At 71.5% G+C, this 12,492-nt stretch carries 11 protein-coding genes and 1 pseudogene; all 12 read right to left on the bottom strand.

Going from position 1 to position 12,492, the window contains the following annotated elements:
* Positions 1–69 precede the first annotated feature (69 nt).
* Complete coding sequence (locus ACWZEH_RS31925) at positions 70–1,434, bottom strand: ABC transporter substrate-binding protein (protein WP_456194534.1); 1,365 nt, start codon at positions 1,432–1,434, stop codon at positions 70–72.
* Between the two features lie 677 nt (positions 1,435–2,111).
* Positions 2,112–3,275: an oxygenase MpaB family protein gene (locus ACWZEH_RS31930; protein WP_456194535.1), complete on the bottom strand. Its 1,164-nt coding sequence runs from the start codon at positions 3,273–3,275 to the stop codon at positions 2,112–2,114.
* 90 nt (positions 3,276–3,365) lie between these two features.
* The gene (locus ACWZEH_RS31935; RefSeq protein ID WP_456194536.1) at positions 3,366–4,421 is read right to left on the bottom strand and encodes a polyprenyl synthetase family protein; all 1,056 of its coding nucleotides are present in this window, start codon (positions 4,419–4,421) and stop codon (positions 3,366–3,368) included.
* Positions 4,411–4,689 carry a polyprenyl synthetase gene (locus ACWZEH_RS31940; protein ID WP_456194537.1) on the bottom strand — a complete coding sequence of 93 codons (279 nt, stop codon included), beginning with the start codon at positions 4,687–4,689 and terminating at the stop codon, positions 4,411–4,413. The genes ACWZEH_RS31935 and ACWZEH_RS31940 overlap by 11 nt, the downstream gene beginning before the upstream one ends.
* 265 nt (positions 4,690–4,954) lie before the next feature.
* Positions 4,955–5,404 (bottom strand): MarR family winged helix-turn-helix transcriptional regulator, encoded by a 450-nt coding sequence (locus ACWZEH_RS31945; protein ID WP_456194538.1) that lies wholly within the window; start codon positions 5,402–5,404, stop codon positions 4,955–4,957.
* 104 nt (positions 5,405–5,508) lie between these two features.
* The gene (locus ACWZEH_RS31950; protein ID WP_456194539.1) at positions 5,509–6,375 is read right to left on the bottom strand and encodes a fumarylacetoacetate hydrolase family protein; all 867 of its coding nucleotides are present in this window, start codon (positions 6,373–6,375) and stop codon (positions 5,509–5,511) included.
* Between the two features lie 34 nt (positions 6,376–6,409).
* The gene (locus ACWZEH_RS31955) at positions 6,410–7,447 is read right to left on the bottom strand and encodes a cupin domain-containing protein (RefSeq protein ID WP_456194540.1); all 1,038 of its coding nucleotides are present in this window, start codon (positions 7,445–7,447) and stop codon (positions 6,410–6,412) included.
* A gap of 23 nt (positions 7,448–7,470) precedes the next feature.
* Positions 7,471–8,679 carry an FAD-dependent monooxygenase gene (locus ACWZEH_RS31960; RefSeq protein WP_456194541.1) on the bottom strand — a complete coding sequence of 403 codons (1,209 nt, stop codon included), beginning with the start codon at positions 8,677–8,679 and terminating at the stop codon, positions 7,471–7,473.
* A 204-nt stretch (positions 8,680–8,883) separates the two neighbouring features.
* Positions 8,884–9,534 carry a CoA transferase subunit B gene (locus ACWZEH_RS31965; protein ID WP_456194542.1) on the bottom strand — a complete coding sequence of 217 codons (651 nt, stop codon included), beginning with the start codon at positions 9,532–9,534 and terminating at the stop codon, positions 8,884–8,886.
* Positions 9,534–10,289 (bottom strand): CoA transferase subunit A, encoded by a 756-nt coding sequence (locus ACWZEH_RS31970; RefSeq protein WP_456194543.1) that lies wholly within the window; start codon positions 10,287–10,289, stop codon positions 9,534–9,536. Before ACWZEH_RS31970 ends, ACWZEH_RS31965 begins: the two co-directional genes overlap by 1 nt.
* A gap of 253 nt (positions 10,290–10,542) precedes the next feature.
* Positions 10,543–11,277, bottom strand: a pseudogene (locus ACWZEH_RS31975) (SDR family NAD(P)-dependent oxidoreductase); the annotation flags it as partial.
* Positions 11,274–12,245, bottom strand: coding sequence for a fumarylacetoacetate hydrolase family protein (locus tag ACWZEH_RS31980; RefSeq protein ID WP_456194544.1), 972 nt, complete (start codon positions 12,243–12,245; stop codon positions 11,274–11,276). The pseudogene ACWZEH_RS31975 and the gene ACWZEH_RS31980, both read right to left, overlap by 4 nt.
* Positions 12,246–12,492 lie beyond the last annotated feature (247 nt).

The raw sequence follows: 12,492 nt of genomic DNA on the forward strand, positions 1-12,492 counted from the left end.
GGGCTTGCTCGACGAGGGGGAGGGAGAGGACCGGCGGCGCGTGTCCCACGCGCCGCCGGTACCCGGAACTTACTTGGCGACCTCGAGGGACTGCTTCTCCAGGGAGTCCACCGTCTTGGCGTCCGTCTGCTCGAGCGCGTCCTGGAGGGTTCCCTTGCCGCCCAGCGCTCCCGCGATGCCGTCGCCCATGAAGCGGTAGGTGTCCGTCATCGTCGGGCCGAAGGTCCAGTCCGTGGTGACGTTCTCGGAGGCGTCCGCGAAGACGTCGAAGATCTTCTGGCCGTCGTAGAAGTCCACCGGCTGCTGCAGGGCCTTCAGCCCGAGTCCCTCGGTGGCCGCGGGGTAGAGACCGCCCTCACGGTTGAGGATCTCCAGCGCCTTCGGGTCCGTGTTCAGCCACAGCGCGAACTTCGCCGCCTCGTGGGGGTGCTCGCTCTTGCCGAGGACGGCCGTGGTCGAGCCACCCCAGTTGCCGGCCGTGGCCTCGCCCGCCGACCACTGCGGCATCGGTGCGACGCCCCACTTGCCGGAGGTCGCCTTGGCGTTGTCACGGATGGTGCTGTAGCCCCAGGCGGCGCTGACCCAGGTCGCCACCTCGCCCTCGTTCCACGCCTTGTAGAGCGCCGGGGAGAAGCCCTGCAGGTTGGTCGCGACCAGCTTCTCGTCGATCATCCTCTGCCAGTAGTCCGCCACCTCACCGGCGGCCGGGCTGTCGACGTCGACCTTCCACGTGTCGCCTTCCTGGCCGAACATGCTCGCGCCCTTCTGCCACAGCAGGCCGCTGAACCAGTTCGGGTCCGTCTGCGAGAAGTGCGTCATGTACGCCTTCGAGTCGGCCTTCTTCAGCTTCTTGGCCGCCTCGTAGTACTCCTCCCAGGTCTTCGGGACGGATATGCCGTGCTTCTCGAACAGGTCCTTGCGGTAGAAGAGGGCCATCGGGCCCGTGTCCTGCGGGACCGCCCAGACCCCGTCCTCGCCGCCGGCCCCGAAGGTCACCTGCGACCAGGTCCACTTCACGAAGTCGTCCTCGGCCTCCTTGACGCCCGCGCACGCGGCGATGTCGGTGAGGCCTTCCTGGAGGCGGAAGCTCGCCAGGGAGTCGTACTCGATCTGGCCGAGGTCGGGGGCGTTGCCCGCCTTCAGGGCGTTGGACATGTTCTGGTACGTGCCGGCGTTGCCGTTCGGGGTCGACTTGACGGACACCTGGATGTCCGGGTTCTGGCGGTTCCACTCGGCCACCGCCTTCTCGACGCCGGGGATCCAGGACCAGTACGTCAGCTCGACCTTGCCCTCGCTCTTCTCGCACGTGCCCTGACCGCCCGAGGCGCTGTCCTCGGTGCCGGAGCCGCCGCACGCCGCCGTGGCGAGCAGGGGAAGGGCGGCAAGGGCCACCAGGGCCCGGCGGAGCACGGGGCGTTGGGTCCGCAGTGACATGGCGTCTCCTCAGGTGCGTGCCGCTCTGTCATCTGCGTCAGAGCGGTCGGGGTGCGCACACATTGACTGTTAACGACTCGTAAAGTCAACACAGTCCATCGGGAAATCACGGAACCAAACACAAACCGTTATCGGCGTCACAGGGATGTGGAGCAGTGGTCTCTACCTGCGAGGGTTGGCTTTGCCGACTGGGGGACGGGATTGTCGAACGTTGTCAGAAAACGATTCAGTGAATGTGCATACGTGAACCATATGGTCCGTGAGGCGTCCCCGTCGGGCCTCTCGGTTTCGCGAGCGCATCTTCGGCGCCCCTTCGGTGTGCCGCCCGGAGGGCGCGTCCGACCGGTTGAACGAGGAGGTCGTGCCGCGGAGCGGCGCCCCCGGCCCCGCGGAACGGCGCCCCTGGATCCGCAGACCGAACAGCCGGGAGCGTCGCGCCGCGTGAGGTGCGCCGGTTAACTCGCGCATGTGCGCTTCCGTACGCCCGGGCCCCGCCCGTCGCGGACACGCACCCCGCCCCGCCGGCCGGGCCCCGCCGAGGGCGCGCTCGGCGGGCTCGTGGGGTAGGGCGAGCCCGCCGCGCCTCGCCGACTGCGGATCGCCCGACCGGACAGCGTCCGCCCGCGCGGGCGGACGCGGGCCCGTGAGCCGGTGCCGGCGCTGTGTGAGAGGGCGGGTCACGAAGGGACCGTGGTGGCCGGCGGGGTCCACCGGTGGTTGGGGGGCACGGTGCTGGAGACGCCGTATTCCTTCTTGAGCTGTTCGGGGATGGCGTAGTGCATGACGCGCCCGCGGGTGAGGGAGGACAGCTCGAGGACGGTGGTGAGGTGGCCGAGGCGGTCCAGGGCCCAGGCTCCGAGGGGTGAGCGGTCCTCGATGGTCTCCAGGACGCCCAGGAGGTGGGGGGTGGCCTTGACGACGGTGTCCCACGGGCTGCTGGGGACCTGGAGCCAGTCGGCGCAGGTGTCGCCGACGAGGTGGCGGATCAGGGCGGAGACGACCGGGTCGAAGAAGGTGCCGGGCACGATCTCCTCGTAGAGGTCGATGAGCTGCCGGGTCAGGTGCGCGCCCTCCTCGGAAGGCCCCATGTGCCGGACCATGTACAGATCGAGGAAGGCGCGGGCTTCGGCGAGGGTCCCGGGTACGGCGTCCTGATCGACGCCGAGCATGGCTCCGACCACGCGCCAGGCGTAGTAGTACGCTTCGGCGCCCTCCGTTGACATGTGGATGCCGAGGCGGTGCAGGCTGTCCAGGACGAGCAGGGAGAAGAACATCTGCCCGCCGATCATGTCCTCCTGGCAGATCGGCGTACCGAGCGCTCCGGTGTCCCACCGGTCCTCGCGTGCGAGGTGGTGGCGGATGGAGGCGTGCAGCAGGCGGACCTTCTGCGCCGCGGGGATGAAACGGCTGCCGGCCTCGAAAGCGCCGGGCTGCATCAGGTAGACGGTGAACTGACCGGTCTCCGCCATCCGCTTGGAGGGGTACTTCAGCGAGTGGGTGGCCGACAGCAGCTTCGCCACGTGCGGGACGACGTAGCAGGCGGGCATGGAGGCGAAGGACAGCGCGGTGGAGATGTGCACGTTGTTGTCGATGAAGAACATCCGTGCCTTCTCCATCTCACCCCAGTCCACCCAGGCCGGCGGGACACCGGTGGCCCGGAGGTACTCGCGGGCGACGTCGGGCAGGCCGTCCGGCAGGGGAGCGCCGGCGGTGGAGACGTAGCGCATCAGGGCGTTGAACTTGCCCACCTCCCCGCGTTCGAACAGGGTGGCGACGGTGGCATCGGCGAGTTCGTCACCGGACTGGCGCAGGGCGTCCATCGATGCGCGGGTGCAGGTCATGGCAGGGCTCCTTGTCTTCCCACGGGTCCGCCCCCGGCGGGCGGGGCCGGCGGCCGGTGAGGGATGCGGTCTTTGGTCTCCGCGCGCCGCTCAGGACAGGCGTACCGCCGCCGAACGCGCCAGTTCGGTCAGGGCGGCGGCGGCGTGTGCCGGCACGCACAACTCATGGAGGGCGTCGAGGGACTCCTCGACACGGGCGGTGATCATGCCCTCGACGCGGTCGGGCACCTTCAGCCGGCGCATCACCTCGCGCACCGCGTCCAGCCCCTCCCCGGCCACGTCGCGCCGGCCCAGAAGAGCGCGCAGCCGCGCCCGCTCCTCCTCGCCGGCGATCCGCCAGGTCTCCGCCAGCAGGACCGTCGGGCGGTGGCCGCGTACGTCATCGGCGTTGGCCTTGCCGGTGCGTTCCGGATCCCCGAACAGACCGAGCAGGTCGTCCCGCAGCTGGAACGCCTCGCCCAGGGGCAGGCCGTACGCGGAGTACCCCGCGCGCAGCCGCCCGTCGGCCCCCGCCAGGGCGCCACCGATCAGCAAGGGCTGCTCGACGGTGTACTTGGCGGTCTTGTACCGGATCACCTTCAGGGACGCCGCGGTGTCCGGATCGGCTCCGGTTTGGAGGATCTCCAGACACTCGCCCGCGATCAGTTCCCGGGCCAGCGCCGGCCACAGCGGCCGGGCCCGCGCCAGATAGGCCGCGGGCAGGCCGGAGGCGGTGAACAGCTCCCCGGCCAGCGACATCAGCAGATCCCCGACCAGCATCGCCAGCGACCGTGCGGCGGCGGTGCCACGGGGACGACGGCGTACGGCACCGCGCAGCGCGATGTGAGCCGTGGGCCGGCCGTGCCGCAACGGGCTGTCGTCGATGAGGTCGTCGTGCACGATCGCGGCGGCATGCACCAGCTCCATGGAAGCCGCCGCCCGCACCAGGGCGTCACTGTCCGGCTGCCCCGCCGCGCGCCAGCCCCAGTAGCAGAAGGCCGCACGCAGCCGTTTGCCGTCCGCGACCACCGCCTCCAGCTGTTCGGCCACCGGGCCCAGGGCCGGGTCGATCGCCGCGAACTGCTCGGCCTCCCGCGCGACGAACCGCCGCAGTACCCCGTCGACGCGGGACTTGAACGCGGCGTGCTCCCACCGGTCAGACGCCATCGGCGGCCTGCCGGGCCAGAACGTGCTGGGCGAGGACTTCCAGGTGGGCCGGGGGCACGGCCGCGTACCGGTCCAGCACGAGGCGCCCCCGCGCCGTCAGGTCGCGCTCGGCCTCCGCCGCCAGCTCCGCGGCGTCCGAGCGGCGCAACAGCCCCCGCACCGCCCCCACGGCGGATCCCAGCGTGCTCACCGCCAGGTCCGCCAGTCCGGCCACCAGCAGCACGGCCTGTTCTTCGGGGCCCTCACGGCGTCCCGTTTCTCGGCTCATCCTTCTCCCCACCCACAGCACGCTTACGCGGCACGGCACCGATCACCCGCCGCCGTTCCCAGGGTCGCCCCACACCGGATGCGGCAGGGAGGGAAATCACCATCGAGTGACGGCATCGCGTCCGTGTGCGGATCCGCGGTCCTCGAACGGCACGGCATCGGGGCGACCGGAGCTTTGGCACCGAGCCGCTCCTTGTCGTGATGCCGCGAAGCACGGAACCACTCCGCCGGTCACCGGCGCCCGGGCAGGGCCGGTGTCCGGGCCGTCACGCCCCGCCGTCGGGGGACTCGCCGTCCATGGAGGCGATCTTGCGGAGGATGTCCGCGGCCACAGGCCGCTCGCTCTCCGACAGCGACTCCAGGAGCTGCTCGTTGATCCGTTTCGCCGGAGGGATCAGGGAGTCGAGCAGCTGGGCTCCTTCGCCGGTCAGGCTCAGCAGGGTCCGCCTGCGGTCCTTCTCGTCGCGTACCTGGCTCACGTAGCGCTGATCGGTCAGACGACGGACCATCTGGTTGACCGTGGAGCGGTCCAGCGACGTGAGGCGCGCGAGGGTGCGCTGGTCGATGCCGGGTTCCTGGCGCAGGGCGTTGAGGACGGCGAACTGCTGCGACGTGATCTCCCGGGACACGTGCCGGAACCACAGCGCGGTGTGCACCTGTTCCGCGCGCCGGATCAGGTGCCCGACGTAGTTGTGCAGGTCCAGTGCGCGCGCCACAATGCTCCGTTCGTCCGCCGCCGAGGTGATGCCGGCCGGGGGACCGGTCGGCCTGCCTGGGAGTCTACGAGCGCCCGGCACCACCTCGCGTGCCCCGGTCGCCGTCAGCGGCCCCGGAGGCCGGGACGCCGGCCGTAGGGAACGGCCCGGGACCCGTCGACGCCCACTTCCAGGCGGCCGACCCGCTCGATCTCCAGGACGACACGGTCCCCGTGGGCGAGCGGCCCCACACCGGCCGGTGTGCCGGTCGCGATCACGTCGCCGGGGTGCAGCGTCATGACGGAGGAGGTGTAGGCGATCAGCTCCCGGACGCCGAAGATCAGATCCGCGGTACTGGTCTCCTGCCGGGTGGTGCCGCCCACGTCGCAGCGCAGGCCGAGGGTGTCCGGCTCGGGGATCTCGTCCGCGGTCACGACCCACGGTCCGATGGGGGTGAAGGTGTCGAACGACTTGCGTGTGGAGCGGTCCTCGCCGGAGCGGACGGTGATGTCCAGGACACACGTGTAGCCGAAGACGTGGTCCAGCGCCTCGCCGGCGCTGACGTGACGGGCGGTGCGGCCGATGACGACGCCCAGTTCGCCTTCCTGGTCGGTGCGCTTGTCGGTGTAGGGCAGGATGATGTCCTGGCCCGGTCCGACGACCGACGAGTTCGCCTTGAGGAAGACGCCGAGGTCGGCGATGGAGGTGGTGTACTCCATCTCGGCCTTGTGGTCGAGGTAGTTGACCGGCGCACCGACGATCTTTCCGGGGCGGGGCAGCGGGGCTTCCAGAGCGGCCTCGGCGAGCGGAACGCGCGGGCAGCCGGAGAGCTCGAGGTGCGCGGCGCCGTCGCGGGCCGTGGTCTCGATGTACCGCTGGAGCGCTCCGGCCGGGCCGGGGGTGCCGGGGCCGGCGAGCTGTTCGGTCACGTCGACGAGTTCGCCGCCGTCGACCAGGCCGAGTCGCCCCTTGTTGAACAGAGCCAGGTGCATCGTGGCCTCCTTGCGAGAGCCGGGTGGGGGCGGATCAGGCGCCGGGGTCGGCGTCCTCCGCGCGGTAGAGGCCGAGGGAGCGCATGACGGGTTCGTCGCTGTAGGAGAACAGGACGGCGTCGTCCGAGGCCGAGGTGTTCAGGTGCCGGTAGGACGCCCAGCCGGGTACGGCGAAGGTGTCGTTCCCGGACCACTCCAGCCGCTCCCCGTCGACGATCGTGGCGCCTTCGCCGCGGACGACGCTGAAGATGGTGGAGGCCGTGTGCCGGCGCCCGGCGCCCTGGAAACCGGGGCGCAGCCGCTGGACGCGGCAGCCGATGGTGGGCATGACCGGCCCGCCCGTCCACGGGTTGGTGTACTCCAGGACGATGCCGTCGACGTCACTCCCCTCGGCGGTGTCCGCGATGGCGTCCAGGGAGCGCCGGGTCTCTTCCCACGTGTACCGGCTCACGGGGGAGTTGGGGCCGTCCTGGGTGAGCCAGACGGGGTTCAGCCGGCCGTGCAGGAACTGCCGGCTGCCCGCGTCGTCGGGACGGGTGACGGGCTGGAGGCGCTGGGGGTATTTCTCGTAGAAGCCGGCCTCCAGGGCGTTGACGAGCGGGTAGTCGAGCGCGTCGAGCCAGATCATCGGCGCGTCGCCTTCATGGGTGTGGTCGTGCCAGTGCCACCCGGGGGTCAGCAGCAGGTCGCCCGGGGACATGAAGACCCGCTCGCCGTTGACGGTCGTCCACGCGCCGTCGCCCTCCAGGATGAAGCGGAAGGCGTTGGAGGTATGCCGGTGCGCCTGTGCGGTCTCGCCGGGCAGGATGATCTGGAGTCCGGCGTAGAGGGTGGTGACGGTGGCCGGGGGATCGGTCAGGCCCGGATTCACCAGCATGAGCACCCGCCGTTCCGCCTCCTCCAGAGACAGCGCCCCGGAGAAGTGCAGCAGGTGCGGACGCAGCTCCCGCCAGCTCCAGCGGTAGGGCACGGCACGGCTCTTCGGCCGGGCGGGGAACAGGTTGCCGTGGAAGCGCCACAGCGGTGCGGCTCCCAGTCCCTCCAGGACCTCGTAAGCGGGTTCGTCGGTCATAGTTTCCTCCTTCTGGTACGGGCTCACGGAGCGGGGACGCCGGCCGCGGCCGGCGTCCACACCCAGGAGATGTCATCGAAGTCGTCGGGTCTGCGGGACGTCAGGAGCATGGTGCGCAGGGTGGCCCCCATGCCCTCCAGATGACAGATCTCGCCGAAGCGGCGGGCGTTGGTCTGGATGCGTGTCGCCCGCTCCCGGCGCTGAGCCGCGTACGCCGCGAAGACGCCGGCGGGATCGGTGAACCGTCCCAGCGCGTGCCCCAGGGCGACCGCGTCCTCCAGCGCCTGGCAGGCGCCCTGGGCCAGGTACTGCAGCATCGGGTGGGCGGCGTCGCCGAGGAGCACGATCCGGCCGTGCACCCACTCGTCGATGGGCAGGCGGTCGTACAGCGGCCGGCGCCGGTCGCGCGAGACGAGCGGCAGGGCGTCGCGTACGGCCTGGCAGGCCCCGGCGAAGCGCTCCTCGAGTTCCGCTTCGGTGCCCCAGTCGTCGGAGTCCGGCGTGTAGTGGTCGCTCTCGAAGACGGCGACCTGGTTGTACAGCTCACCGCGGCGCACGGGGTACTGCACCAGGTGCATGCGGGGGCCGGCCCACACCATCACCGCCTCCGAGGCGGCGTGCCGCGCCATGCGGCCGGTCATCCTCCCGGTGGGCAGAGCGCCGCGGAACGCCACGTAGCGCGAGCAGACCGGGTCGCCGTCGCCGACGAGGATCTGCCGCAGCCGCGAGTGCAGGCCGTCCGCGGCCACGACCGCGTCGGCGGTCAGCTGCTCCACCGGTTCGGCGAAGTGCAGACGCACACCGGAGGCGTCCTGTTCGGCGTGCGTGACGGTGTGTCCGGTGCGCAGCGTGATGGCAGGGTGCTCCTGGCAGGCGGACAGCAGCGCGGTATGCAGGTCCGTGCGGTGCGTCACCAGGTACGGATGGGCGAAACGCCGGCTGTAGGCCGCGCTGCGGAGGTCCAGCGACGTGATCTGGTCTCCCGTCAGGGCGTCCATCATGACGAGGGCGGGCGGCGCGACCGCGGTCCGCTGGACAGCCGCGAGGACACCGAGTTCCTCAAGGGCGAGCGAGGCGTTCGGGGCGAGTTGCAGGCCGGCGCCGATCTCACCGAACCGGGCGGCCCGTTCCACGAGCGTCACGGCGTGTCCGGAGCGGGCGACTGCCAGGGCCGCGGCCAGTCCGCCGATGCCGCCGCCGACCACGGCGATGCGGAGAGGATCAGTAGTCACGGGCACATGGCCTCCTGGTGCGGAAGGAGTGGAGGACACCGGGGAGCGAGGGCGGCGGACACGGGCACGACCTCATGGTCAGTAGGCCAATCATTGGTGTGCTGATTATATTGCGGCGGTGCGACCCCGATGTCAATGGTCTGCGTCGCGCAAGAAGCCGGTACGGTGCGCACCGACTTCAAAGAGCGCCGGCGCGCTCTGTGTTCAGCAGGCGGCCGTGAAGCCGTCCAGGCGCAGGGGGGTGTCGGTGCGGGCGGTGATGTCCTCGATCGTGACGTCCGGAGCGGTCTCGACGAGGGCGAGGCCGTCCGGTGTGACGTCGAGGACGCCGAGGTCGGTGATGATCCGGTGCACGCACCGTTCGCCGGTGAGGGGGAGCGTGCACTTTTCGAGGATCTTCGGGCTGCCGTCCTTGGCGGTGTGCTCCATGAGGACGATGACGCGGCGGGCGCCGTGCACGAGGTCCATGGCGCCGCCCATGCCCTTGACCATCCTGCCGGGAATCATCCAGTTGGCCAGGTCGCCGTTCCAGGAGACCTGCATGGCGCCGAGGACGGCGGTGTCGATGTGGCCGCCGCGGATCATGCCGAAGGACAGCGCGGAGTCGAAGAAGCTCGCACCCGGCAGGACGGTGACGGTCTCCTTGCCCGCGTTGATCAGGTCCGGGTCGACCTCGTGCCCGTACGGGTAGGGGCCGGTGCCGAGGATGCCGTTCTCGGAGTGCAGGACCACGTGTACGCCGGGCCGGAGGTGACCGGGGATCAGGGTGGGCAGGCCGATGCCGAGGTTGGCGTAGGAGCCGTCGGTGAGTTCGGCGGCGGCGCGGGCGGCCATCTGGTCGCGGTTCCAGGCCATCAGGTGCTTACCGTCCTCTTCTCGATGGGCTTGTCGGCGGCCTGCCCGGGGCTGAGCAGTACGATCCGCTGGACGTAGACGCCGGGCAGGTGGACCTCGTCCGGGGCCAGTTCGCCGGGTTCGACGAGTTCCTCCACCTCGGCGACCGTGACGCGGCCGGCCATGGCGGCCAGGGGGTTGAAGTTGGCGGCGGCCCTGCGGAACACGAGGTTGCCGTGGCGGTCGCCGCGCCAGGCCCGTACCAGGGCGTAGCCGGTGGTGATGCCGTGCTCCAGGACGTACGGACGGCCGTGGAAGTCGCGGGTCTCCTTGGGCGGGGAGGCTACGGCCACCGATCCGTCGGGGGCGTAGCGCCAGGGCAGGCCGCCGGTGGCGACCTGGGTGCCGACGCCGGCCGGGGTGTAGAAGGCGGGGACGCCCGCGCCACCGGCCCGCAGCCGCTCGGCGAGCGTGCCCTGCGGGGTCAGCTCCACCTCCAGCTCACCACTGAGGTACTGGCGGGCGAACTCCTTGTTCTCCCCGACGTAGGAGCCGGTGACCCGGGCGATGCGACCGGCCGCGAGCAGCACGCCGAGGCCGCGGCCGTCCACGCCGCAGTTGTTGGAGACGACGTCCAGACCGGTCGTGCCCTGCGCGTACACGGCGTCGATGAGGGCGGCGGGGACACCGGAGAGACCGAAGCCGCCGACGGCGAGCGAGGCACCGTCGGGTATGTCGGCGACCGCCTCGGCGGCGTTGCCGCGGACCTTGTTCATGGTGGGGTTCCTTTCATACGGGGGCGCCGGGCAGGGGTGACGTCCAGGGAGCCGGGGGCGAGGATCGTGCCGCCCCCGCGGGCGACCGGCCGCCGGGTCTCCGGAACCTCTTCGTGCAGCAGGTCGCCGCCGACGACGAGCGCGCCCCCGGCCGCGAGACGGAGGGCGGCCGCCCGGTCCCGGCCGCGGGCGGTCCCGGAGATCGGCACCACCTCCCCGTCGAGCCGCTCCATCCGCCGGCCTCCGGGCCGAACAGGGCGTCGGAGACGGACTTGACAGCGCCGTGCGCCGTCAGGCCCACGTCGACGGGGATCTCGGCACCGGTGATGAACGACGACTCGCCCGACAGCAGGAAGACGACCAGCGGGGCGACCTCCTCGACCGTCCCCGTGCGGCCCAGCGGGGTCTCGCGGACGTTGGTCTCGCGGAACGCCGGGGCGGCGGAGGCGGTCATCCCGGTCTCGACGCAACCGGGGTGGACGGTGCTCACCCGGATGCCGCGTGGCCCGAGTTCCAGCGCGGCGGTCTTCGACAGGCCCCGCAGACCCCACTTGCTCGCGGTGTGGGCGTCCGGGTAATGGCCGGTGAGCGCGGCGGAGGAGCCGGCGTTCACGATCGAGGAGCCCGGCGGCATCAGCGGGCTCAGGTGCTGGATACCGGGCAGCGGACCGGTGACGTCGACCGGGCGGACGCGCTCGAAGTCCTCGGCCCGGACGTCACCGACCCGTGCGCGCCAGGTGATGCCCGCGTTGTTCACCAGGCCGTGCACCCGTCCGTACGCGTCCTTCAACTCGGCGGCCGGCCGGGCCCCCTCCTCGTCGCTGCCGACGTCGAGGCGGCGACAGTCCCCTGCGGGGGTCACGTCGGTGGCGACGACGCGGGCGCCCGCGCGGGTGAGGGCCTCGGCCTCGGCGGCGCCCTGGCCCCGGGCCGCACCCGTGACCACGACGACCTTGCCGAGCAGCTTCTTCGGGTGCGGGTCGCTCACGGCCGCTCCCGGCCGCGACGCCGGCCGGCCGGCAGCGGCACGGGCGACACGCCGGGGACGACGGTGTTGGTCAGGGTGCCAATGCCCTCGACGGTGAGGCCGACGGTGTCGCCGGGCTTCAGCGGCGGTGGGGTCCGCTCGCCGCGCAGACCCCACAGTTCGGCGAGGCAGCCGCCGTTGCCGCAGGTTCCCGAACCGAGCACGTCACCCGGCACGACCCGGGTGCCGCGGGAGGCGTAGGCGGCCATCTCCTCGAACGTCCAGCTCATGTTGGACAGCAGGTCCCTGCCGACGGCCTCGCCGTTGACCTCGGCGGTCAGGGCGAGGCGCAGGAAGCCGTCGGCGTCCCGGTACGGCTCCAGCTCGTCGGCGGTGACCAGGTACGGGCCGAGGGTGGTGGCGGTGTCCTTGCCCTTGCAGGGGCCGAGGCCGACCTTCATCTCCGCGGACTGCAGGTCGCGGGCGGACCAGTCGTTGAAGACGGTGTAGCCGACGATGTGGTCGCGGGCCCGCTCGGGGGTGAGGTCTTGGCCCTCCCGGCCGATGACGGCTCCTACCTCGAGTTCGAAGTCGAGCACGGCCGAACCGGGCGGCATCGGGATGTCGTCCTGGTCGCCGTGGATCGCGTGCGGATTGGTGAAGTAGAAGGTCGGCGCCGCGTACCACTGCTCGGGAACACCCGCGACACCGTCGACGGAGCGGCGCACTTTCTCGACGTGCTCCTCGAAGGCGACGAAGTCCCGCACCGACGCCGGCTGGAGCGGAGGCAGCAGCCGTACCTGGGAGACATGCGGGCCGGCCGGAACGTCGAGCGCCTCCCGTCCGGCGGCGAGCAGCCCGGGCAGGCCGTCGGTCTCCACGATCAGCGTGGACAGCGAGGAGACGCCCGGCAACGGGAAGAGGGTGCCGTCGTCCTCCACGACGGCCACCCGGCGGCGGTGCTGATGTTCGTACGCGGCGAAACGCATGGTGTGGCTCCTGGGGTGAGGGGTCGATCGAGGGGGACGCGCATGACGTCGTGGCCCACGGTGGAGCGGCCGCGGTGGCCGGCCGCCCGGGCGGAGGCGCGGACCGTTGCCGGCCCCGCGCGGTCGGGGAACCGGGTGGGGCCGGCCGGAGCCAGGTGACGGAGGACCACGTGGCGCGCACGCGCGACGGCGCTCTTCCCGATCCCGCCGACGTCGGTGTGGACCTCGCGCATGTGCTCCACCACGG

The sequence above is a fragment of the Streptomyces yamdrokensis genome (assembly GCF_053890455.1).

Bases quoted from the DNA above. Each gene is read 5' to 3' on its own strand.
- ACWZEH_RS31980 (WP_456194544.1), bottom strand. From the start codon at position 12,245: ATGCGTTTCGCCGCGTACGAACATCAGCACCGCCGCCGGGTGGCCGTC.
- ACWZEH_RS31925 (WP_456194534.1), bottom strand. From the start codon at position 1,434: ATGTCACTGCGGACCCAACGCCCCGTGCTCCGCCGGGCCCTGGTGGCC.
- ACWZEH_RS31930 (WP_456194535.1), bottom strand. From the start codon at position 3,275: ATGACCTGCACCCGCGCATCGATGGACGCCCTGCGCCAGTCCGGTGAC.
- ACWZEH_RS31965 (WP_456194542.1), bottom strand. From the start codon at position 9,534: ATGGCCTGGAACCGCGACCAGATGGCCGCCCGCGCCGCCGCCGAACTC.
- ACWZEH_RS31970 (WP_456194543.1), bottom strand. From the start codon at position 10,289: ATGAACAAGGTCCGCGGCAACGCCGCCGAGGCGGTCGCCGACATACCC.
- ACWZEH_RS31955 (WP_456194540.1), bottom strand. From the start codon at position 7,447: ATGACCGACGAACCCGCTTACGAGGTCCTGGAGGGACTGGGAGCCGCA.
- ACWZEH_RS31950 (WP_456194539.1), bottom strand. From the start codon at position 6,375: ATGCACCTGGCTCTGTTCAACAAGGGGCGACTCGGCCTGGTCGACGGC.
- ACWZEH_RS31940 (WP_456194537.1), bottom strand. From the start codon at position 4,689: ATGAGCCGAGAAACGGGACGCCGTGAGGGCCCCGAAGAACAGGCCGTG.
- ACWZEH_RS31935 (WP_456194536.1), bottom strand. From the start codon at position 4,421: ATGGCGTCTGACCGGTGGGAGCACGCCGCGTTCAAGTCCCGCGTCGAC.